Below are 22,056 nucleotides of genomic sequence, written 5' to 3'. Positions count from 1 at the left end.
TTTTTGTGTCGCTATTTGCCGAATGGTCGATATCCTATGTCGAATCGCCGATATATTTGAATTTGCGCCGATAAAATTTAATTGCTATAGATTGCTATTTCTATGTAATTTTATGTAAAATGTTAAAATGGGGGGAATTCGTATATTAGATTTCTAGATTTGGAGTGATTAGATGCAGCCATTGGAAAATGAAATTCATCCTGATATGGTCAAAGTTTGGAAGACTGTTGTTTTAATTGAACTGGGTATAAGTATATTAGTGATTCTTGCTTATCTCTTTTTCATGATTCAATTTAATTGGTGGGGATGGATTTTTTATACATTGATTGGAATTACGATTGTGTATACACCGTTTGAGTATTTTCTTTTACAAAAAATACGTCAGCGTTATCATAGTTATCAATTAAATGAAGAAGAATTAGAAATTCAGCACGGTATGTTTACAGTTAAACGTGTATTAGTTCCCATGATTCGCGTACAACACGTTACTATTAAGCAAGGTCCGATTATGAGAAAGTATGATCTAGCAGAATTACAGATTTCAACTGCCGCGACTTCTCATAGTATTCCAGGATTGAAGATGAGAGAAGCAGAACAATTGAAACGACAAATTGGAGAACTTGCGAAGGTGAGTGATGAGGATGTATAAGAGGCAGCATCCAATCACGATTTTATTGGAATTAAAAATAAAAGATTTTATACCATTCATTATTTTTCTGTTTAGTTTAAAAGGGAAATTTCCATTTTGGTATCTCGTACCGATCGGCTTCTTAGTGATTTCAATCGTCTCTGTTATTGTCGGTTGGTACTATAAAGTGTATTGGATTGAAAACGATGTACTACATATTAAACAAGGCTTGTTTGTAAAAAAGGAAAGTTATTTGAATAAAGAACGTGTCCAGACGATTCATACAAATTCAGGCATGCTATATCAAGTATTAGGTTTAACGAAGCTGAAAATTGAAACAGCTGGCGGTGGTGACGAGCCTGAAGTAAGTTTAGCTGGTATTACAATTGACGAGGCGAAAACATTAATTACGATGTTAAATGAACCGGCAGAAGAGCGTGCCAAAATAGAAGAGAACACTTCAGAGATTCATGCAGAAGAGGAAAATAAAACAGAGTATAAGTTGACTTGGAAAGAAATTTTATTAGCCTCTGTGACATCTGGTCAATTTGGCTTATTGTTCTCTCTATTATTCTTTGTATATTCTCAAGTAGATGAATATATCCCGAGATGGATGAAAGAGAAAGTGGAAGCATATGTAATGGATCATGATGTGTACGGTTGGATTTATATGGTTGCAATCTTGCTTGTTGTTTCTTGGATTGTGTCTACGTTCGGTTACGCTTTAAAGCACGCGAATTTTACCGTGCACCGGAAAAATGATGAAGTTCGCATTTCACAAGGGCTTCTCGAAAGAAAAGAACTTGTGTTAAAGCTGCACCGCATTCAAGGAATTACGATAAAAGAAGGGATATTCCGTCAACCATTTGGTTACTGCTCTGTTCATGTGGAAGTCATTCAAAACAATGAAAAAGGTGAGGAGAATGTTACACTCCATCCGGTTATTCGAAAAGACCGCGTCGCAGAATTACTTGCTCACCTGCAGTTGCCATATGAACTAAATCCTAATATTACAGCCTTGCCAAAAACGGCACTGCGCCGCTATTTGCTAGAAGGTTTTCTTTTCTTTTGTATAGTAGCAGTTCCGATTACAGGCGCAAGTATATATTTTGAAAAATACTTTATGATTTGGACACTGTTACCTCTGTTTGTATTGATTTTATCACTTGGTTATGCAACATTCCGTGCAGGTGGTTACAGGGTAGAAGATGAACAGTTAACGCTTGTGTATCGTAACATTGCTAAATATACAGGATTAGTAAGAAGAAGACATGTACAATCAATCGAGAAAACACAGTCTTATTTTCAGCGCGGAGCTCATTTGTGTTCGCAGACTTTCTCTAGTGCATCCACAAATTATAAGTTAGAGCATATGCGCTTAGAGGATGCAGATTGTATGAGAGATTGGTATAAGAATAAGAAAGAACAAAAGAAAAACATTTCTTTTTAGGGGCAACCGATTTCTAAAGTTGATAGGTATGTGATGAGAGCCCAAAATGTATTCATTCCTATTCGTAGATGATATACTTTTAGTTGGATTCTTACGCTGAAGCAGCAAGAAATTGTTGTTCTTTACGCATGAATTTGATTTTTTATGGAAAGATATACTAGTAAGTATGTGATTTGAACGTTCTATTTTTAGCGTATAACAGGAGGAGAATGAATATGTCAGAAATTGAAGTAGGCGAAATTTTTACACTTAGCGATGAGAGTAATGAGGAGCAGGAAGTTGAAGTGCTCGGAACGATGAATGTTGAAGGAGCAGAATACATTGCGGTTGGCTTTGTAGAAGACATTCAAACGGAAACAGAGGAAGACATCGATATCTTCTTTTTAAAAGTAGAAGAAGATAACGAATTCTCATACATTGAGAGTGACGAGGAATTTGAAAAAGTATCTGCTGCGTTTGAAAAAATTCTGGACGAGCAAGAATAATATTGGTTAGACACAAGAGGGGGATGCATATCTGCTCTCTTTTTTGTATATCGGGGTACCGCCATGTCCATCATTCTAAGCTTATATAAGTTCCATTTCAATAAAAAGGATAATTTATCTTAAAATAACAATTTTTATATGATACTGTTAAATGGGGAAAAGATTATGGGAGAAAGAGAAGGATAAAAAATGAAATTTAAAACAGTATTTGTAATTGGAGCCTTCGTTGTTGCTGGAGGTTTATTCATAGCGTATACATTGACGAAAGCGGATGAAAAGCCAAAAGCAAGCCCAAAAGTAGAAGTTGTTAAAAAGGTTGTTGAACCGAATAAAGAATGGAAAGATTTATCAGGAGCTAGCGATGGGGACGTAGCTGATTTTCCTACAAATGCGAAAGAATGGATTGCGTATAATGTCAATAAATTTTCTGAACCTGATCCAAGAGGGGCCAATGCAGAATTTGATGAAGGATACGATTACTATTTGAAAGCAACATCCGTTTCAAATGCTATGGGAAGATATATTCGAGTTGAAGGCGAAGACCTTAAGAAGGATTTTAGAAACTTGTCTGTTCTTACATCATTAATTGATCATCTCCAATTTGTACGAACTGCTGACATTGACCCTAATGGGAAAGCAAAAGATAGAACAGAATACGTCAAGCAATGGAAGCCAGTCGATGAAGATATGCGGCGAGCATACGAATATATGACTAAATTATTAAATGATATTGACGTAGCGATTAATAAGGACGGAAAGGGCAAAACGTTTGGTGTATCACACCAATTGAATGGTGAAGCAACAAAGGAAATGGAATCATTCATTACTGGAAGATGATGATGAAAAGTAAAAGGTTCGTTTTACTGCCCGTTAGTGTGGGATAAAAATAGTGAGCATTATTTTGAAAATTCATTTGGAATCCTATGGTACTTAATCAAGAATATTAATTTTATATGTTCCCATAGTACGTAAGATTGGATTTAGGTAATATAAATGATGAATGTTGTAATTGAAAAATGGGGTGAATTCTAGTGAAAAAGTTCGCCATATCTTTTTTATATTCTTTATTAAGTTTAGTGATTGCAATGAATATACTTCAACTGTACGATGGTACAAATATTTTTGAAGGCGAAGCCTTTATTAATATGCTACGAATAACAGTTGTTGTTGGAGTTCCTGTAGTTTTATTTGGGTGTATGATTGGTGAGGTATTGTTTAAATATTTTATTTTACCTAGTAAACTCCATTTTATGATTTCTTTATGGTTATATATCCTTTTGGGAGCAGGAATTGTTTTTATATTTGAAATTATATCTGGAGGAGTTCCAACGGTATATGAAAATCTACGTATTGTTGCCATGATGTATTATATGGGATTGGCTATTATTTGCTCTGTTACTTTTTTTATAAGAAGGACTATATATGAATGAAGTTTGAAAAAGAGAAAATGAGGATACTATTTTGTAGTAAAGAGTCGATGTACTAACAAAATAGCATCCTCATTCAGCTAAAGTGAATTTGTATCCATAAAATGAAAAAAACGCTATTCTTTCTGTAGAATCATAGGAAAGGGTAGCGTTTTTGGCACTTCACTTGTACGTTAAAGATCCGGCTTTTCAAGGAGGGGCTTATTGAACTAAGCCCCCATTATATGAATTACTGAATTTTAGCCTTGCGGATACCATCAAATACATTGATTGCTGCAGATAATAGAAAGATGAAAATTGTGCCGCTAATTATCCGCGATTCAAATTGGTTAGCAGTAATATTGAATAAATCAGCTGTATACGTAATAAAATCATGGTTCATTACATGTGGATTCGTTACGATTACTATGAATACAATGGTTCCGATTAGCTGGAGAGCGGTATTAAATATTGCGATTCCTTTTGTCCATTGCCCTTTTATTAATTTATAAATAGACAATACGATTTCCAAAACGATTACAATAAGAACGATGGGCCAATATTGAAGCAAAACATCTTGATTAAGAGCTGAAACTACAAAATCGGGTCCGTGTTTACTAACTCGATACATACCGACAAGGTGATTTGCATAAAAATAAATGGTTGCCCAAATAGCAGTCCATAGTAAACTTCCAAATACTTCTAATTTCGTAATCGCTTTTTTCTTGGGAATATAAGATATATCTTTCAAATTGTCCGCAGTCCATTTTGTAAACTTTGTTGTGAATGATTGAATCCCTTTCGAATAATCTACTCGTTCAATAAGCGCGAAAACAAGTGTCAGCCAGAAAAAGACGTGCATACCTACTTCAACGATTCTCCCTATACTAAAACCAATCATATCAAAAACAACAGTAATGACTGCTTCTTCGCCATGATATCCAATGAAATATTCAGCAATAAGCGAGATGAGAGAAATAATAGCAGCGATTGGTAAAATCATTTTTAATAATGTAATGTATGTCTCAAAATAGTGAGGGCCAATAAGATGCATTGGTTGATCGCGGTATTTTCTAGCTAATATAGCGGGATTCCCTAATGTTTCAAGGACCCCTTTTATATTTTCTTCACTGTAATCATCAAGTAACATATCCTCAATGGTTGATCTTAACTCGAGAGCAATATCTTCACGATTCTTTTCAGGCAGTCTTCGAGTTACTTCTTGTATATAAATCTCAATTAGATTCATCATTTTCATCCCCTTTTAACACTTCTAAGAGTTTTTTAGAATTGTCCATCCATTCTCTTTTTAACTGTAAAAAAATTTCTAAACCATATTCACTTAGAACATAGTACTTACGCGGCCTACTTTCAGACGTATCCCAGCTACTTGTTACTAACTCCTGTTTCTCTAAGCGGCGTAACAATGGATATAAAGTACTTTGATCAATATGAATCCCTGATTGTTCTAACAATTGAACAAGTGAATATCCGTACTGGGGTTTTTGTAATTGACTTAAAACAGCTAACGTCAAAGTTCCTCTCCTAAGCTCTGTCGTTAATGAATTCAATAAAGTGTTCATTCATCCACCTCTTTTCTTGGTGTATGTGATACGGTATATGTTTTATACTATGCGTCACACATCATTATTGTTCCAACATCAATGTAAAAAAATAATAATCTATATTTTTACATAAAATGACCGTTTTTCCTTGTTTTGTATAATTGTGAGATATTACAATGAAAGATAAGTAATATACATATTTCATAGATTTTTTGATTTGGAGTGATAAAATGCAGCCATTAGAAAATGAAATTCATCCGAGTATGGTCAAGGTGTGGAAGATTCATGCTTTAATTGGGACAGGAGTACTTGTAAGCATTGTGTTAACCTATTTCTTTTTCATGATTCAATTTCATTGGTGGGGCTGGTTGTTGGGTGTATTGGTTACTGTAACGATTGTATATGCACCGCTCGATTATTTTATTTTTCCGGCATTACGTCAGCGGTACTATAGTTACCGGTTAGATGAAGAGGAGATTGAAATTCAAAAAGGGATGTTTGTTGTAAAGCGTATACTTGTACCAATGATTCGTGTCCAACACGTAACAATTGAGCAAGGGCCGATTATGAGAAAATATGAGCTAGCAGAATTACAAATTTCAACGGCAGCGACTTCCCATAGTATCCCAGGATTAACAAAGAGAGAAGCAGAAGAGTTAAAACGACGAATTGGGGAACTAGCGAAAGTGAGTGATGAGGATGTATAAGAGGCAACATCCGATTACGATCTTATTTGATATAAGGATTTCTGGTTTAATTCCTCTTATTATTATTGTGCTGCTTGATGAAGATGGGGTAGAGCCTTGGTATTGGTTTCCTATTTTTATTGTAGGATTTGTGTTGATTTTAGCCTTATTTTCATTTGTGAAATGGTACTTTAAAGTATATTGGATCGAAAATAACATTTTACATATTAAACAAGGGGTATTTGTGAAGAAGGAAAGTTATTTAAATAAAGAGCGTGTGCAAACAATTAGTAAAAGTTCAAATATCATTTATCAGCTCTTTGAATTAACGAAGCTCAAAATTGAGACGGCTGGTGGCGGTAGTGAACCAGAGGTCACATTAGCTGGTATTAAGGAAGAAGAGGCGAAAGAATTAATCGCCTTATTAAATAAAGTAGAAACTGAGGAGACTTTAAAAGAAGAGGAAATCTTGCGAGACGAACCAAATACAACGGTTTATCAGTTAACAGCAAAAGAAATTTTGCTAACGTCCATTACGTCTGGTCAGTTTGGCTTGTTATTTTCAGGATTGTTTTTCCTTTATACACAATTTGATAACGTTCTTCCTAGGTGGTTAATAGACAAGGTAGAATCGTATGTGAAAGATAATAGTATATATGAGTTAGTATATATGGGTGCTATTTTAATCGTCATTTCATGGATTATTTCTACAATTGGCTATGCTTTAAAACATGCGAACTTTACAGTAGAGCGAAATGGAAATGAAATTCGTATTTCACAGGGGCTACTGGAAAAAAAAGAAATGGTTTTAAAACTGCACCGGATTCAAGCACTGACAATGAAAGAAGGAATTCTTCGTCAACCGTTTGGATATTGTTCTATGGAAGTAGAAGTGATTCAAAGTATAGATACAAAGAATATGAATGTCATACTGCACCCGCTCATGAAGAAAAAGGATGTACAAGAATTGTTGACATATTTAAAGTTGCCGTATGAAATGGAAGAGGAAATTGTACATTTGCCAAAAGCAGCGCTACGCCGTTATCTCATTATGGCGTGGATGATTTTTGGACTTGCATCGGTACCGATTATAGGAGCAAGTGTATATTTCCAGCAATATAGTGCTTTATTTACGTTAGTACCGTTATTTTTATTCTTTACGATTCTTGGATATGCCAAGTATAAAACGGGTGGCTATGCGATAAAAGGTGATCAGGTAACGCTTGTGCACAGAGGGATTGCGAAGCATACAGGTTTTGTGAAAAGAAGACATGTACAAGCAATGACAAAATCGCAATCATACTTTCAGAAGAAAGACCAGTTGTATACATATATTGTAGCGGTAGCTTGCACCGTTGCCGGGCGTCATTACGAATTGAAGCATGTGCGTGAAGAGGATATAGCTTGTATACATGAGTGGTATAAGCTCAAATAAAACGAACGCTAGTATAATCCGGATAATAGAGCAGTTGAAAATTATATTATTCCGCTTTTGTATGTTTCAGAATGTATCTTATGGTTATCTTTAAAATATATAAATGAGATATGAATCAGTTATTGTAAGGTGCAAGAAATACTTTTGTCAAAAATCTATATCGTGAAAAGGGGAGGAGACAAATTTGAAAAAGAAGCGCACTCTATTTTTATGTTTTTTTGTAGTTTTTATAGTGTATTTTTTCCAAAAAGGATACAGTGGGGATTTTATACGATGGGGTGATAGTGTTGAGACAGTGAATACAGAAAAACTTGAAAGAAATAATGTTCCATATAAAATTAAAGATAATAAAGTTTATATCCCTGAAGATGCCTTTGATAAAGCAACATGGTGTTGCTCATAAGGCTCTAGATATATATGATAAATAGAAATATAATTCTTGTTTTTCGCATTTATGTGTTTAAGAAAAGGTTGATATACTTGTTTCATTTTGCAAAAGCTATACAAATATCTGTGATTATGTAACTCGATTCATATAAGCGATAGAAAACAGCACTTCTTTTCATTAAAGAAGTGCTGTTTCTATTTTTAATATTTAAGCTTGTACATCAAACGTCGTCACAAAAGAAGGTCTTGAGAAAATACTCTTTTGCGGCTCTGCACTTGCTTGTGCAGGGCGTTTTTTATGTGCATTTTCGAAAGAACGTGACTCTGTCCAATCTTTAAAGTTTTGCTCTGTTTCCCACATTGTCATAATGACATATGTATCGTTACTTAATGGACGAAGAACGCGGATTGCTTGGAAGCCAGGTTCGTTTTCAATCAGTCCTGCACGGTTTTTGAAACGATTTTCAAAAACAGGACGGCCTTCATCTGTAACGGAAATGTTGTTACAAACAATAAACCCAGGTTGTCCTTTAAATTCTCCTACAGCATCTAGCACATCATAATGAAGTGCTCCTTCTGCAGTTTCTTCTGTATTTTCTTTATAAAACATATCTTTTTCATTATCTTTTGCAGTGAAATGTGGTTGTTCTAGAGGTGTTTCGTATGAAATAATCGCTTTCATTGTAATGCCCCCTTTATAAGTTTGATTTCACCCCGCTATTTGCGGGCAGTAAGTCCCCCACCTCAAAGCTCAGAGAGAAACTGGGAAGTTAGGTGGAGGATAACTTCCCATAAAAGCCCGATTGGTTCAACTAACCATCAGTGGGGGATGAAGCTCCCCACTGATGGAAGTTTCACTTTATTATAGCAACTCTTATAAAAAAGTTCGAAGATTATATACATAAAGAGAATCATTTTCCAAATAATAAATGTACCATCATTTGGAAAGAAGGACGACGAATGAAGAAAATAAAGTGGATTTTAATGAGCGGCGTAGCAGTGTTTGTAGTGGCGATTGTACTCTATAAACTGATTGTGTTAGCTGGTGGTCATATGATGGATGAAAAAAAACTTGTTTTCCACTCTTCATCACGTATCGTTGATCAGCGAGGAAAAGAAATTACAAAATTATATGTAGAAAATAGAGACATTGTACCGATTGCACAAATTCCGAAACATGTACAGCAAGCATTTATCGCTGTAGAGGACGCACGGTTTTATAATCATCATGGAATTGACTATCCTTCTGTATTTCGCGCGTTGTATAAAGATATTTTAGCGCGAGAAAAAGTGGAAGGCGGTAGCACGATTACGCAGCAACTCGTTAAAAACGTTTTTTTAACGCATGAAAAAACATTTACGCGTAAATTAAAAGAAGTAGCAATCGCTCTTAAATTAGAACAAACCTATACGAAAGACCAGCTTCTTGAAATGTATATGAATCATATTTATTTCGGTCATGGTGCATACGGGATTCAGGCGGCAGCAAAATTGTATTTTAATAAGGATGTAGAAAAACTAACAGTGGAAGAAGGAGCGATGCTTGCGGGGCTTCCGAAAGCACCAAATGGATATTCTCCGTTCCTCCATCCAGAAAAAAGCAAGGAAAGACGGGATTTAGTATTGTCTCTTCTCCATAAACAAGGTTTTTTATCAGCGGAGGAAAGTGTTCGCTATCAAGGGAAAACAATCGCGCTTTATAAAAATTTAGATGAACGAGAACTCGCATACATGCCGTATGTTGATATGGTTGTAGATGAAGCGGCAAGATTATATGGCCTGTCACATCAAGAGGTACTTCGCGGGGGCTATACATTTGTTGTTTCAATGGATGAAAAAATCCAAAAAGTAGCTTACGATCAATTTCAAGATGCACGAAACTTTCCTGGTAAAGAAAGCGGCGCACAAGGTGCATTTTTACTAATGGATAATGCGACTGGTGGGATTAAAGCTGCGATTGGCGGGAGAGAGTACGTGCCAAGAGGGTTTAATCGAGTGTTTGCGAAAAGGCAGCCAGGTTCTGTTTTAAAGCCGCTCATAGTCTATGCACCGGCGCTAGAAACAAAAAAGTATTCTCCATATTCTCTATTAACAAATGAACGCGTCTCTTTTGAAGGGTATGAACCACGAAATTATAATCAAAGGTATGCAAAAGAAGTAACGATGTATGATGCACTGTTAGAATCGGCGAATGTACCAGCTGTATCGTTGTTACATGAAATGGGAGTTGAAGAAGGGAAGCAGTATTTAGAGAAGGGAAATATCCATATTGCGGACGCGGGCTTAAGTACGGCACTTGGCGGGCTGAAAGAAGGCGTCTCTCCATTTGAACTTGTAAAGATGTACCGGGCGTTTTTGGCAAATGGAAAAATGATTGAGCCACATGTGATTGAGAGGGTACTTGATCGGCATGGGAAGGTAATTGGAGAATCGTCTAAAAATGAAACGAAAATTTTTTCAAAACAAACGGCATGGTATATGACAAAAATGCTAGAAGGGGTTGTAAGAGAAGGAACTGCAAAAGCGGGTGAATATAAAGGGGCGCTAGCAGGAAAGACAGGAACAACGTCACTTCCAAATCAAAGGGAAGGTGCTAGAGATGTTTGGTTTGTTGGATATACGCCAAGTTTAGTAGGTGCAGTATGGATTGGATATGATCGCACAGACAGAGAACACCAATTACATCATGGAAGTGCGTCTGCGACAGAATTGTTTAAAAAGATTTTAACGAAAGCGAACGTACAAGATCAGGCGAAGTTTAAGCAGCCAAAGGGTGTTGAGACGATTGGGAAACCAATTCGCCTAAGTAGAATTGAAGATATAGAGGCGAAATTAACCTTTCATCCGTTTGGTTTGTTTACTACGAAATTGAGCTGGAAACCACTTCAAGATAAAAGAATCATATACCGAATTTATAAGGTTGAGAATGGGGTCCATACTCACGTTGGAACAGTAAAAGGGATTGGTCAGTATGAAGACAAGTTTACGAATATATTTGCAAAGCCAAGTTTTTATGTTGTCCCGTATAATTCGCAAACCAATCGAGAGGGTGAAAAGACAAAAGTAGCTAAACCGTAGTTTTTGCTTGTGATATAATAAGAATGTTGTGAAAAAGGTAAGCGGTTTTACGAACGTTTGTGTCAATTTCATGAACAACGTACATAAAGTTATGCAATTTGTTTTTACAAGCTGTATAGTAAAAAAAGATAAATAATCGGATAGGGTTCGTATAGGTAAGGAAGGGAGCAAGGGTCTTGGTAAGAACTATAAATGAGACATTTTTAAAAGCGTGTATGGGGGAACAAACAGAATATGTACCAGCATGGTATATGAGACAAGCAGGTCGTTCACAGCCTGAGTATAGAAAGATAAAAGAGAAGTATTCTTTATTTGAAATTACACATAATCCGGAGCTATGTGCATACGTTACAAAGCTTCCAGTTGATCAATATAATGTTGACGCAGCAATCCTGTATAAAGATATTATGTCACCACTACCAGCAATTGGCGTTGATGTAGAAATTAAATCAGGAATCGGACCGGTGATTGATAACCCAATCCGTTCTTTACAAGACGTAGAGAAGCTTGGTGAAATTCATCCGGAAGACGATGTTCCATACATATTAGATACAATTCGTTTATTAACAACAGAAATGTTAGATGTTCCGCTAATTGGTTTCTCAGGGGCACCATTTACATTAGCAAGTTACATGATTGAAGGAGGACCTTCTCGTAACTATCATAAAACAAAGGCATTTATGTATGCAGAGCCGAAAGCGTGGTTCGCTTTAATGGATAAACTTGCAGATATGGTGATTACGTATTTGAAAGCACAAATCAAAGCAGGGGCAAAAGCAGTGCAAGTCTTTGATTCTTGGGTAGGAACACTGAATGTGGCAGATTACCGCGTATTTATTAAACCTGCAATGGAGCGTATTTTTACAGAAGTTCGCGCAATGAATGTTCCGATGATTATGCACGGCGTTGGAGCTGGTCATTTAGCAAATGAATGGAATGACCTTCCTCTTGATGTAGTTGGACTTGATTGGCGTCTGTCGATTGAAGAAGCGCGCGGGCGCGGCATTCATAAAGCGGTACAAGGAAATATGGATCCTTCGTTCTTACTTGCACCATGGGACGTGATTGAGGAGCATGTAAAAGGGATTCTAGACCAAGGAATGAAGCAACCTGGTTATGTATTTAACTTAGGTCACGGTGTATTCCCAGAAGTAAATCCAGATACATTGAAACGTTTAACAGCGTTTATTCATGATTATTCGAAAACACAGTTAGCGAAGTAAAGGAGAATACGTGTATGAAAAAGAAAATTGGTTTGCTTGTAATGGCATACGGAACACCGTATCAAGAAGAAGATATTGAACGTTACTATACACATATTCGTAGAGGCAGAAAGCCAAGTCCAGAAATGTTAGAGGATTTAACAGAGCGTTACCGTGCAATTGGTGGTATTTCGCCTTTAGCTACTATTACATTAGAACAAGCGAAAAAGTTAGAACAACGTCTAAATGAAGTGCAAGATCAAGTAGAATACCACATGTATCTTGGCTTAAAACATATTGAACCTTTCATTGAGGATGCTGTACAAGCTATGCATAACGATGGGATTGAAGAAGCAATTGCTCTTGTTCTTGCACCGCATTATTCTACGTTCAGCGTAAAATCATATGTCGGCAGAGCACAAGAAGAAGCAAATAAGCTTGGCAACTTAACAATTCACGGAATCGATAGCTGGTATAAAGAACCGAAGTTTATCCAGTACTGGGTAGATGAAGTGAAAAAAGTATATAACACGATGTCAGAAGAAGAACGCGAAAAAGCAGTTTTAATTGTATCTGCGCATAGTTTACCAGAAAAAATTATCGCTTTAGGTGATCCGTATCCAGAACAGTTAAATGAAACAGCTGATTATATTGCGCGTGGTGCAGAAGTTCCAAATTATGCGGTTGGTTGGCAAAGTGCCGGTAATACACCAGACCCATGGATTGGGCCAGACGTACAAGATTTAACGAGAGAACTACATGAAAAATATGGTTACACTTCATTTGTATATGCACCAGTTGGATTTGTAGCGGAACATTTAGAAGTATTATATGATAATGACTTTGAATGTAAAGTCGTTACAGAGGAAATTGGAGCGAAGTATTATCGTCCAGAAATGCCAAATGCATCAACTGCATTTATCGATTGTTTAGCAGATGTTGTGTTAAAGAAGCAAGCTGAGGTTTCGTAATACCATAGGAGAGGAGGAGCCTTTTTGAAAAAGAAAGTTGTTATCATCGGTGGTGGAATTACAGGTTTAACAACAGCGTATTACTTACAAAAAGAAATTCGCGAAAAAGGATTGCCGGTTGATACATTGTTAATAGAAGCGTCGGGTAAGCTTGGCGGGAAAATTCAAACCGTTCGAAAAGACGGATTCACAATTGAGCGTGGTCCAGATTCTTTCTTAGAAAGAAAAGAGAGTGCAGCGAGACTCGCAAAAGAACTTGGGCTTGGAGATCAGCTTGTAAACAACGCAACTGGTCAATCATTCGTTCTTGTGAACAATCGGTTACATAAGATGCCGAGCGGATCCATGATGGGAATTCCAACGCAAATTACCCCGTTTCTATTTTCAGGGTTGTTCTCTCCGATTGGTAAAGTAAGAGCAGGTTTTGATTTTGTATTACCACGTTCGAAACCTGTTTCTGATCAATCACTTGGTCAATTTTTCCGTCGTCGTTTAGGGAATGAAGTGGTTGAAAATTTAATCGAACCATTGTTATCGGGTATTTATGCAGGGGATATTGATCAAATGAGTTTAATGGCTACATTCCCACAGTTTTATCAAGTAGAGCAAAAATATCGTAGTATTTCACTCGGTATGCGCAATTTAGCTCCGAAAAAAGAAAAAGATGCAGCGCCGAAAGGAATCTTTTTAACATTAAAAACAGGGTTACAATCTATTGTGGAAAACATAGAAGAACGACTTGATGCGGGGACCGTTGTAAAGGGAACTCGTATTGAAAAAGTTTTAAAAATGGGCGACGGTTATATGATTACGCTAAGTAACGGAAAAGAAGTGTATGCAGACTCTATCGTTGTCGCTGCGTCTCATAAAGTATTGCCGTCTATGTTTGCACAGTATAAAGAGTTCCGCTTCTTCCGCAATACGCCATCAACATCCGTTGCGAATGTTGCATTAGCGTTTCCAAAAGAAGCAATCAAACGTGATATTAATGGTACAGGCTTCGTTGTATCTCGTAATAGCGATTTTTCTATTACAGCGTGCACATGGACACATAAGAAATGGCCACATACAACGCCGGAAGGAAAAGTCCTTCTTCGCTGCTATGTTGGTCGCCCTGGTGACGAAGCAATCGTAGAACAAACAGATGAAGAAATTGTTCAATTTATATTAGAAGACTTGCAAAAAACAATGGACATAACAGCTGATCCAGACTTTACGGTTGTAAGCCGCTGGAAAGATGCTATGCCGCAATATACAGTAGGGCATAAAGATCGAATGAAGAAGCTAACAACATTTATGGATAAAGAATTACCTGGTATATATTTAGCTGGTAGCTCTTACGCTGGATCCGGCCTTCCAGATTGTATCGATCAAGGGGAGGCAGCTGTACAGCGTGTGTTGTCTTATTTAGAAAAAATAGATGAGACGGAATTAATTGCGCAATGATAAAAACAGGAGCTATTGGCTCCTGTTTTTTTGTTGTTATTTGTCGGTTGGTCGATATCCTTTGTCGAACCGCTGATATATGGGGACTACCCCATGCCCTTCAAGCTAAGAAAATGGGTTACCCCAAAACGATAAAAATGATTAGAGACCCTGATTTTTTTTATACAGGTCAGAAAAATCAGGGCTATTTTTAAAGGATTTAGGATTATTGAGTAAGCAATAGTTAATTGATTAGGCCAGTATTTTTATTCTTCACTAATAAAGGGAGCAATTACTTTTTTTTCATAAGAAGATAATACGATATTCGTTGAAGGCGTACCATATTGCATTGTATCATCAATAAATTGCTCTAAACTTTCTACAGAATATGTTGCTAATTTGACAATATAGCTAATTTCCCCTGCTACTCTGTAACATTCAAGTACATCTGGATGATTATAGCAAAAATTAGCTAATGATTTACAATCCTTTGATTTAAACAATATAAGTGCAGAAATTGGACGGTTTATTTTTTTTAGAGAAACATGTGCATGGTAACCTTCAATAATTTGTTGCTCTTCTAACTTCCGTACTCGCTCAGTTACTGACGGAGAAGATAAGTGAACGGCTTCTGCTAAATCCTTCATTGAAATTTTTGCATTTGACTGTAATAATCCCACGATTTTTTTATCAATTTGATCCATAAATTATCCAACCTTTTTTTATAAACTAGAATAAACTAAATTCTTTATATAATAAAGCTAAACAATCGAATATCCTTATTTAACTTATTTATCAGCCTTCTATATCTGTATAAAATAAGGATATTAGGAGGCGATTTACGATATGAAAAAGATTTTATTATTATTAGCTGATGGATTTGAAGCAGTGGAAGCTAGTGTATTTACAGATGTACTAGGTTGGAATAAATGGGAGGGAGATGGATCAACCGAGGTCATAACAGTTGGTCTTCGGAATAAATTAACCTGTACTTGGAATTTTACTGTCATACCCGAAAAAACGGTTGATGATATTGAATTAGATGAGTTTGATGCACTAGCTATTCCAGGAGGGTTTGAAGAAGCTGGTTTTTATCGGGATGCATACAGTAGAGAATTCTTAAATGTTATTCAACATTTTTATGCCAAGCAGAAGCCTATTGCCAGTATCTGTGTTGCATCATTAGCGCTTGGTAAAAGTGGAATTCTTACAGATAAAAAAGCCACCACATACAGTCATCCAACGAGTAAACGAAAAGAGCAGTTAAAGAATTTCGGTGCAATAGTACAAAATGATTTAATTGTTCAAGATGGAAACATTATTACATCTTCAAATCCAGGTACAGCTTTTGATGTTGCATTTTTATTACTTGAAAAACTAACATCTAAAAAGAACGCAAAACATGTAAAGGATCTTATGGGATTTTAGGCATGGATATTCAATAAAGGGGTACTATGAAAATACTAGAAAAAAATTAATGTGGGATATTCAAATGCAGAAGTACACCTATTCACCTCCTAAAATCAAAGATTCCACTAAATTGGTTGATGTAATCGACCAGCATGGAAATGTTGTATGTAGGTTTAAAAGAAATTACAAAAATATATTAACAAGAATGACATCCTATGTATGGAATATTGATTGGAACGTTCAAATCGACGTTTATTCCAACGATAGAGATATAGTTTATCAGTGTATAAAGAGTACCAAATGGTTAGGAAAGCCTACGTATAAAGTTATTAACTGTCTGACGAGTGAAGAATATGAAGTAAGTTATATTTCATGGCAAAAAATTGTCCCTGAATTTCGTATTATAAATAACTTGAATGAATACATAGTTAAGAAGGAGATCATGGATTGGGTGAAGGTTTACTGTCAAGGGAAAGAAGTAGCCAGATGGAAAATGAAAACAACTGAATTGTTTAAGACATACTTAGAAATTGAAAAAGACTGCCCAATCCAAGAACCAGATTTTTTTGTCTGTTTATTTCAAAATATTTTCTTTGTGGGAGATTAGAAAATTAAGGTTTCAATAGTAACAATGATTTGGATTAAAAGAACGTGGAATCTCAGTTAACCCAACAACTATCATGCGCTAGGTTCATGAATACGGAAACCTTCTCTATCAAATCACGATAGAGATAGGAATGCTGCACTCAATCTGAAAACGAAGCAGTTCGTCTCTTAACCGTAGGAACTACGAGGATAGCCTAGATAGAACTCTGTACTTAGGAATCTCCCACTTCAAACGGTCCGTAAGGGCGTTAAGTGGTGAGTAGTTCAATACATATTAATATCTTTAATAATCTGATTATCAGGGGGATTATGATGAAAAAAATTATAACATTTATTTTATTCTTCACAATTATTATAGTTTGTGGGATATTTCTACTTTTCAAAACATCAACTAAAAATAACATTGTGAATTCGACAAGTGACTCTACATCTACAATGGAAGGATATATAATATTCAAAAATAATAATGTGTATTTTATTCAAAATAGCAAAATCAATAATGATAATATTCAGTCTAATATTGAGAAATTGAAAGATAAAAATCACCCTTCGGATTCTATATTAGTGATCGATGACCCAGATTTTTCAATAAAAATTAAAACTGGAGATAAGATTAAAATATGGGTTGAACAAATATTGGAATCATATCCTCAAAAACTAATAGTAACAAAATACGAAAAGATAAAAAATTGATAAATATTTTATTCTTTACCATTTATTCTCATTTATTATAAAATTAGTATGCATACTAATTTTATAGGAGGAAAAAAATGAAAGTTAAACACTTAATCTACTCTTTTGTTTTTTTACTTTGTTTTGCTTCTTTTACTAGTTTTGTTTCTGCAGATACGCAAGATTCACCAGAAAATGCATCAACACAAACCGACAATGCCCCCTATGATATGATAAAATCTGATGGTACGGTAGTAAAATTCAGTGAATATTCGAAGTCTTTAACACAAAAAGATTATGATGAAATTAGTAATGGAATACTAGGTAATGGTAAAGAAATTACTCCAGGTGCTCCTTTTCATTTAAAGCCTTTAAATGAATTAGGTTTCTCGAAAGTAAAAGATACTCCGAATGAAGTTGTTTTTGGAACCGATACTCGAAAAAAAGTATCTGATACATCTAAAAAGCCAAACCGCTCAATATCATATATTTCCACAACATTTTCAAATGGAAACTTTGTGTGTACAGGAACAGTAATTGGTAAAGATACAGTGTTAACTAATGCTCATTGCGTATATGACAAAAAAACAAAAAAGTATTTAAAATCAGGATACATCATTCCGGCATTAAATGATTCTCACTATCGTTATGGATACTATAAAATTGCAAGTTACAGTGTTCCTTCTGGATATATTAAAAGTGGGGGTAGTCCGCAATATGACTTTGCGGTAATAAAAGTATCAACAAACGGCGGTTTACATATTGGTAATGTTGTTGGTAGCCTAGGTGTTAAACAAGTTAACAGTATAAAAGGTACTGGCATTAAAATATACGGATATCCTGGAGATAAAGCACAAAAAACAAAAAAAGTATCTCAATGGGGAGCATCTGGTTCGATAAAAAAAGAAAATTCGTTTTTAGCTTTCTATGACGTTGATACTTATGGTGGGCAATCTGGTTCTGCTATGTTAAATTCTTCAAATCAAATTATTGGTGTTCATAATGGTGGATACGACCTCAATTCCAATAAGGTTATAGATGTAAATGGTGGTCCAAAGATGACTAAGCCTATGTATAATTTTGTTACGTATGCTCGTTAATTGGATGTATAAAGTGGGAATCACTCCATCTGATAAAACACCTTAGCTACAGCTAAGGTGTTGTTTTATTTTCTGCTATGTTCAATGAGAAGATTGATTGATGGATTATCAATAGGTTCTTCAGTTACTGGACAGGTGGCGGTAAAATTGATATGTGTTCCTTCTACTTTAAATACATAGGAATCGGATTTTTTCTATAATTATTTATGTATTTCCTGGAGTATCACTACATCGCTATCAAGCTAAGAAAAGCAAATACCCCAAAACTAAAAAATGATCTTTTTGTTACAAGTTTGTACAAATTTTCATTCCGGGGACTATAAATTTTGGGTTTGATGGACATGGGAGGCATCCTATTAGGCGAACTCTAACCTAAAAAATTCGGATTTCTGTACATTAATTAAAATGACTTTTTATTCACATAATTCTTATTATCTGAAATTAACAAAACATGTTACACTCTCTTCTTTAAGAACGTTTCCATAATATCCTTCTTGAATCTTTCATAATCAAACTGAAAAGCTACATTATGTGTTTTATAGCCTGGATTAGTAACAAAACGAAAGTCTGCAATGCTTTGACCAAATCCTTCTCCTTGATCAGGAATAACTTTAATGGGTACTCTTGAAAGACTAACAGCCTCTTGATTCAGCAAATACCACACTGTTACAAAATCATGCATAGGGCTTCCGCTTATACCAGGATTAGACTTGGAGTAGAAATTATAATAATAGTCTAACATAGGTTTGATGATGAGTCCTGCAAGGTCCTGTGTATTCCGATGAAATGCATCGATTTGCTGGACCATTTCGGGTGTAACAATTGCATGCTGTGTTATATTTAATGGAATAACTGTCAAGTTCTTCGCATGCTGTAAAATTAAGTTTGCTGCATAAGGGTCTGCGTAAAAGTTAGCTTCAGCCACGGCAGTTACGTTACCTGGATAGAAAAAAGCTCCCCCCATGCAAATGCATTCTCTTACGTTTCGCATTGTTTCTAAATTCAATACAAAAGTTGTAGCTAGCGAAGAAAGTCTCCCTAAATTGATAATGGTAAGATCTTCTAAATTTGATTGTATAATTTGATAAATATCATTTAAAGGATAAACTGGATATGAAATTTCAGGGGGAATGATAGGTCCTAATCCGACTTTTCCATGTACCTCAGGGAAATACTGAATTAATATACCTGTCAACGGTACAGAAGCACCAAGGAATACAGGTATCTCTTCTCTTCCTGCAATGTACTTCAAATAGTTAATATTTCTTATTACATTTTCTCTCGATACATTTCCATAATCGGCTACAATTCCTACAAGTTGAATGTCTTTACGAAAAAAGGTGTACAGTATAGCAAACGCATCATCAATCCCTAAATCTGTAAACAGGAGAACTTTTTTTTGCATATCTCTTCCTCCAAAAAATATAGAATTCTACTTTCACCAATGATGTGGTGATCAGATTAAGCTTGTATGTATATATTTTATGTATTCTTAAAGAGTGGATTCTATTCACTTGAAATAGCTTTGCTAATATAAATTTGATATTATGTTCAAGCGTAAGTTTCTGTTCTTAAGTTGATAGGTATGTGGCGAGAACCCATTTATAAAAATAGATTCCAATAGAAATTTATATACCTCTTTCAAATAAATACAATCTTTGTACCAGAACCATATATACTATATGAACGTATACAATAAACATAATTAAAGGAGAATAGAACTTGATAAAACATATACTCAGTTTCATTCTTGGAACAATTGTTATATTAATTGGTTCCTTTTGGGTTATTCCTTACACCCTCGAAGCAATTGACAGTAACGTAAGCCATATTACTCGTGACAAAAAGTATTTTAGTAAGCTATATGACTATGATATTAACCTTTGGATGATTGCAAATCTTATATTTTCCATTTTTTGTGCAATTACTGTTCTTATATCTAAATTACCTAATTATAAGAAGAACAGAAGTACTCATATAAAAAAATATAGTCATACAAATCAGCGTAAAAAAGCAAAGAGAAGGCGTCGTAAATAATTGTTTTTTATAAAACAATATACATATTTTATTTTGGATAACATAAAAAGAAAATTGTGATACTCATTATTAGGGTAGCGTTACATGCCCATCAAGCTAAGGTTTTGAAGTATCCCCTAAATGAAAATTTTCTTTCTCTACAGATAGTTACTCTGAGAAGTCAGCTCATTTTTTCGTTTTGGGGGCATTTATTTTTCTTAAGTTGATGGATGTGTGGCGGTACCCCATGCCCATCAAGCTAAGATTTTAAGACACCCCCATAACGAGAATTTTACTTTTTTACAGTTATTTATGAAAATTCCGCTTGTTTTTTTCATTTTTGGGGTGCTAAACCTAAAACTTCAGCAATAAGCACAGACTAAAACATCTAGTTTTCACGATATAATTCTCAGCTAAATTCGCAAAAAAGAGCTTGAATTCCCAAGCTCTTTTAAATATCACTTAATAACTTTATAACCACCATTTTTCCTGTGGAATTAAAACTGTTTCAATATCAAAGTTATTCTCAAACCATTCCTTCATCAATGTTTTATGGACCAGATATTCTGATGCTGAATGGGAAACGCCGATTAAAGACATCGAAGTATTAGAAACATAATCCATCATTTGTTTGTATCTTTGTTTACCATATTCGTTATCAATATGGCAATGGATTTCGCCAGTGATATAGGCTTGAACTCCTCTTTTTTCAGCTTCCTCCATCCAACTTACTTTGTCGCCACAACCTGCAACGATAGCTATTTTCTTTACGTTATTTATGTTCTTACCTTCAAAATCAACATATGGAATATCGAATATTTCTTTTAAGTGAGAAGTTAGTTCACTTGTACTCTTTTCTTCAATGTTACAAATTAGAACTAGGTCTTCATTATTTATAGAACTTGTTAAAAACCCATCAATAATTTCTGCATTTAATTGTTTAGCAATAGCTACACTTGTACCTAAATTGGCATGATAATCCATCGGTACATGGCATGTATAGAATGATAATTCCTTTTCTTTTATTTGTTTAATGTATTTTTCTTTTATAGGAACAAAACCTTTGCCCCATACTCCTTTTGGATCTCCACATTCCATCAATAAGGGATGGTGCATAAAAAGTAAGTCTCCGCTATTACTTTCTTCTATAAAACGTTCCAACACTTCATCTGTAGGGAAGACGGCAAGAAAAATTTTCTTTACATTTGCATCTCCTTTTAACATTAGACCATTAAATAATTCCACAAAGTCTTTTTCAAAAACTGATTTCCAGTCAAACTTTAAAGGTTCATAGACCATTGGTATGAATTGACTGAAAGCAGAATCCTTCCCAAATGATTTTATATTAAGTTCAATGTCCAGTTTAGACACTATTTCACTTAGTTTAACCATAAAATTATTCCCCCAAAAATTTTATAATTCAATACAAACGGTTAGAAAAATAAAAATTATTATATTCTTTTAAATATTTTAACATAAAAATCCATTTTTCTTCATGAAAAAATCACTCCTGTTGTTTAAAGTGGTCCCTCCA

The 22,056-nt window shown here is 35.1% G+C and carries 23 protein-coding genes; 17 read left to right on the top strand and 6 right to left on the bottom strand.

The features are described 5' to 3' along the window. Positions 1–172: 172 nt before the first annotated feature. The 5 genes from CN373_RS02715 (at position 173) to CN373_RS02695 (ending at position 3,993) form a co-directional block, all read left to right on the top strand. Positions 173–649: a PH domain-containing protein gene (locus CN373_RS02715; protein WP_001182693.1), complete on the top strand. Its 477-nt coding sequence runs from the start codon at positions 173–175 to the stop codon at positions 647–649. Further along, positions 642–2,078: a PH domain-containing protein gene (locus CN373_RS02710; RefSeq protein ID WP_098358790.1), complete on the top strand. Its 1,437-nt coding sequence runs from the start codon at positions 642–644 to the stop codon at positions 2,076–2,078. The genes CN373_RS02715 and CN373_RS02710 overlap by 8 nt, the downstream gene beginning before the upstream one ends. Before the next feature lie 209 nt (positions 2,079–2,287). Continuing rightward, positions 2,288–2,563: a DUF1292 domain-containing protein gene (locus tag CN373_RS02705; protein ID WP_176540893.1), complete on the top strand. Its 276-nt coding sequence runs from the start codon at positions 2,288–2,290 to the stop codon at positions 2,561–2,563. A 189-nt stretch (positions 2,564–2,752) separates the two neighbouring features. Next, positions 2,753–3,400 (top strand): hypothetical protein, encoded by a 648-nt coding sequence (locus CN373_RS02700; RefSeq protein ID WP_165770699.1) that lies wholly within the window; start codon positions 2,753–2,755, stop codon positions 3,398–3,400. 194 nt (positions 3,401–3,594) lie between these two features. Further along, positions 3,595–3,993, top strand: a complete 399-nt coding sequence (locus CN373_RS02695; protein ID WP_098358789.1) for a hypothetical protein — start codon at positions 3,595–3,597, stop codon at positions 3,991–3,993. Between the two features lie 226 nt (positions 3,994–4,219). On the opposite strand, the gene CN373_RS02690 is transcribed toward CN373_RS02695, so the two are convergent. Continuing rightward, positions 4,220–5,218 carry an HAAS signaling domain-containing protein gene (locus CN373_RS02690; protein WP_098358788.1) on the bottom strand — a complete coding sequence of 333 codons (999 nt, stop codon included), beginning with the start codon at positions 5,216–5,218 and terminating at the stop codon, positions 4,220–4,222. Next, a complete protein-coding gene (locus tag CN373_RS02685; RefSeq protein ID WP_098358787.1) occupies positions 5,205–5,552 on the bottom strand; it encodes a PadR family transcriptional regulator in 348 nt (115 codons plus the stop codon). The genes CN373_RS02690 and CN373_RS02685 overlap by 14 nt, the downstream gene beginning before the upstream one ends. A 212-nt stretch (positions 5,553–5,764) precedes the next feature. Here CN373_RS02685 and CN373_RS02680 point away from each other — a divergent pair, with 212 nt between their 5' ends. The 3 genes from CN373_RS02680 to CN373_RS02670 all read left to right on the top strand — a co-directional run bounded on the left by CN373_RS02680 (position 5,765) and on the right by CN373_RS02670 (position 8,058). Further along, the gene (locus CN373_RS02680) at positions 5,765–6,241 is read left to right on the top strand and encodes a PH domain-containing protein (protein WP_001182694.1); all 477 of its coding nucleotides are present in this window, start codon (positions 5,765–5,767) and stop codon (positions 6,239–6,241) included. Further along, entirely contained in the window at positions 6,234–7,655 is a 1,422-nt protein-coding gene (locus CN373_RS02675; protein WP_098358786.1) for a PH domain-containing protein, read from the top strand. The genes CN373_RS02680 and CN373_RS02675 overlap by 8 nt, the downstream gene beginning before the upstream one ends. A 184-nt stretch (positions 7,656–7,839) precedes the next feature. Beyond that, positions 7,840–8,058, top strand: a complete 219-nt coding sequence (locus CN373_RS02670; RefSeq protein WP_000730297.1) for a hypothetical protein — start codon at positions 7,840–7,842, stop codon at positions 8,056–8,058. A 192-nt stretch (positions 8,059–8,250) separates the two neighbouring features. Here the strand turns inward: CN373_RS02670 and CN373_RS02665 are convergent, their stop codons facing one another. Next, entirely contained in the window at positions 8,251–8,724 is a 474-nt protein-coding gene (locus CN373_RS02665; protein WP_000644091.1) for an antibiotic biosynthesis monooxygenase family protein, read from the bottom strand. Positions 8,725–9,002: 278 nt separating this feature from the next. On the opposite strand from CN373_RS02665, the gene CN373_RS02655 reads away from it, so the two are divergent. The 4 genes from CN373_RS02655 (at position 9,003) to hemY (ending at position 14,739) form a co-directional block, all read left to right on the top strand. Beyond that, positions 9,003–11,120: a transglycosylase domain-containing protein gene (locus tag CN373_RS02655; protein ID WP_098358785.1), complete on the top strand. Its 2,118-nt coding sequence runs from the start codon at positions 9,003–9,005 to the stop codon at positions 11,118–11,120. A gap of 176 nt (positions 11,121–11,296) precedes the next feature. Further along, positions 11,297–12,343, top strand: a complete 1,047-nt coding sequence (hemE, locus tag CN373_RS02650; RefSeq protein WP_098358784.1) for a uroporphyrinogen decarboxylase — start codon at positions 11,297–11,299, stop codon at positions 12,341–12,343. 14 nt (positions 12,344–12,357) lie between these two features. Continuing rightward, positions 12,358–13,293, top strand: a complete 936-nt coding sequence (gene hemH, locus CN373_RS02645; protein WP_000726810.1) for a ferrochelatase — start codon at positions 12,358–12,360, stop codon at positions 13,291–13,293. A gap of 24 nt (positions 13,294–13,317) precedes the next feature. Next, the gene (gene hemY / locus CN373_RS02640; RefSeq protein ID WP_098358783.1) at positions 13,318–14,739 is read left to right on the top strand and encodes a protoporphyrinogen oxidase; all 1,422 of its coding nucleotides are present in this window, start codon (positions 13,318–13,320) and stop codon (positions 14,737–14,739) included. 245 nt (positions 14,740–14,984) lie between these two features. Here hemY and CN373_RS02630 read toward each other — a convergent pair whose 3' ends face one another. Then, on the bottom strand, positions 14,985–15,422 hold the full coding sequence (locus CN373_RS02630) for an Lrp/AsnC family transcriptional regulator (RefSeq protein ID WP_098358781.1): 438 nt from the start codon (positions 15,420–15,422) through the stop codon (positions 14,985–14,987). Between the two features lie 142 nt (positions 15,423–15,564). On the opposite strand from CN373_RS02630, the gene CN373_RS02625 reads away from it, so the two are divergent. From CN373_RS02625 to CN373_RS02610, 4 genes are all read left to right on the top strand, one after another. Then, entirely contained in the window at positions 15,565–16,146 is a 582-nt protein-coding gene (locus CN373_RS02625) for a DJ-1/PfpI family protein (protein WP_098358780.1), read from the top strand. Positions 16,147–16,210: 64 nt separating this feature from the next. After that, complete coding sequence (locus CN373_RS02620) at positions 16,211–16,735, top strand: tubby C-terminal domain-like protein (protein ID WP_098358806.1); 525 nt, start codon at positions 16,211–16,213, stop codon at positions 16,733–16,735. A 311-nt stretch (positions 16,736–17,046) separates the two neighbouring features. Further along, on the top strand, positions 17,047–17,427 hold the full coding sequence (locus tag CN373_RS02615; protein ID WP_165770980.1) for a DUF3221 domain-containing protein: 381 nt from the start codon (positions 17,047–17,049) through the stop codon (positions 17,425–17,427). A gap of 77 nt (positions 17,428–17,504) precedes the next feature. Continuing rightward, complete coding sequence (locus CN373_RS02610) at positions 17,505–18,506, top strand: trypsin-like serine peptidase (protein WP_098358778.1); 1,002 nt, start codon at positions 17,505–17,507, stop codon at positions 18,504–18,506. 454 nt (positions 18,507–18,960) lie between these two features. Here CN373_RS02610 and CN373_RS02605 read toward each other — a convergent pair whose 3' ends face one another. Continuing rightward, positions 18,961–19,911, bottom strand: coding sequence for a nucleoside hydrolase (locus CN373_RS02605; RefSeq protein WP_098358777.1), 951 nt, complete (start codon positions 19,909–19,911; stop codon positions 18,961–18,963). A gap of 317 nt (positions 19,912–20,228) precedes the next feature. Between CN373_RS02605 and CN373_RS02600 the strand changes: the two genes are divergently transcribed. After that, entirely contained in the window at positions 20,229–20,543 is a 315-nt protein-coding gene (locus CN373_RS02600) for a hypothetical protein (RefSeq protein ID WP_098358776.1), read from the top strand. A 450-nt stretch (positions 20,544–20,993) separates the two neighbouring features. Here CN373_RS02600 and CN373_RS02595 read toward each other — a convergent pair whose 3' ends face one another. Beyond that, entirely contained in the window at positions 20,994–21,914 is a 921-nt protein-coding gene (locus tag CN373_RS02595; RefSeq protein ID WP_098358775.1) for a Nif3-like dinuclear metal center hexameric protein, read from the bottom strand. Between the last annotated feature and the right edge of the window lie 142 nt (positions 21,915–22,056).

This window comes from Bacillus cereus, assembly GCF_002561295.1.
Classification (GTDB): Bacteria; Bacillota; Bacilli; order Bacillales; family Bacillaceae_G; genus Bacillus_A; species Bacillus_A cereus_S.
The sequence above is the reverse complement of the archived record's forward strand: the minus strand, read 5'-3'. Positions and strand labels throughout refer to the sequence as shown.

Excerpts from the sequence above, each read along its gene's own strand:
- CN373_RS02675 (WP_098358786.1), top strand. The coding sequence starts at position 6,234 with ATGTATAAGAGGCAACATCCGATTACGATCTTATTTGATATAAGGATT.
- CN373_RS02630 (WP_098358781.1), bottom strand. The coding sequence starts at position 15,422 with ATGGATCAAATTGATAAAAAAATCGTGGGATTATTACAGTCAAATGCA.
- CN373_RS02615 (WP_165770980.1), top strand. The coding sequence starts at position 17,047 with ATGAAAAAAATTATAACATTTATTTTATTCTTCACAATTATTATAGTT.
- CN373_RS02595 (WP_098358775.1), bottom strand. The coding sequence starts at position 21,914 with ATGGTTAAACTAAGTGAAATAGTGTCTAAACTGGACATTGAACTTAAT.
- CN373_RS02655 (WP_098358785.1), top strand. The coding sequence starts at position 9,003 with ATGAAGAAAATAAAGTGGATTTTAATGAGCGGCGTAGCAGTGTTTGTA.
- CN373_RS02680 (WP_001182694.1), top strand. The coding sequence starts at position 5,765 with ATGCAGCCATTAGAAAATGAAATTCATCCGAGTATGGTCAAGGTGTGG.
- CN373_RS02605 (WP_098358777.1), bottom strand. The coding sequence starts at position 19,911 with ATGCAAAAAAAAGTTCTCCTGTTTACAGATTTAGGGATTGATGATGCG.
- CN373_RS02610 (WP_098358778.1), top strand. The coding sequence starts at position 17,505 with ATGAAAGTTAAACACTTAATCTACTCTTTTGTTTTTTTACTTTGTTTT.
- CN373_RS02665 (WP_000644091.1), bottom strand. The coding sequence starts at position 8,724 with ATGAAAGCGATTATTTCATACGAAACACCTCTAGAACAACCACATTTC.
- CN373_RS02690 (WP_098358788.1), bottom strand. The coding sequence starts at position 5,218 with ATGAATCTAATTGAGATTTATATACAAGAAGTAACTCGAAGACTGCCT.
- hemH (WP_000726810.1), top strand. The coding sequence starts at position 12,358 with ATGAAAAAGAAAATTGGTTTGCTTGTAATGGCATACGGAACACCGTAT.
- CN373_RS02700 (WP_165770699.1), top strand. The coding sequence starts at position 2,753 with ATGAAATTTAAAACAGTATTTGTAATTGGAGCCTTCGTTGTTGCTGGA.
- CN373_RS02705 (WP_176540893.1), top strand. The coding sequence starts at position 2,288 with ATGAATATGTCAGAAATTGAAGTAGGCGAAATTTTTACACTTAGCGAT.
- CN373_RS02710 (WP_098358790.1), top strand. The coding sequence starts at position 642 with ATGTATAAGAGGCAGCATCCAATCACGATTTTATTGGAATTAAAAATA.
- CN373_RS02625 (WP_098358780.1), top strand. The coding sequence starts at position 15,565 with ATGAAAAAGATTTTATTATTATTAGCTGATGGATTTGAAGCAGTGGAA.
- CN373_RS02715 (WP_001182693.1), top strand. The coding sequence starts at position 173 with ATGCAGCCATTGGAAAATGAAATTCATCCTGATATGGTCAAAGTTTGG.
- CN373_RS02620 (WP_098358806.1), top strand. The coding sequence starts at position 16,211 with ATGCAGAAGTACACCTATTCACCTCCTAAAATCAAAGATTCCACTAAA.
- CN373_RS02685 (WP_098358787.1), bottom strand. The coding sequence starts at position 5,552 with ATGAACACTTTATTGAATTCATTAACGACAGAGCTTAGGAGAGGAACT.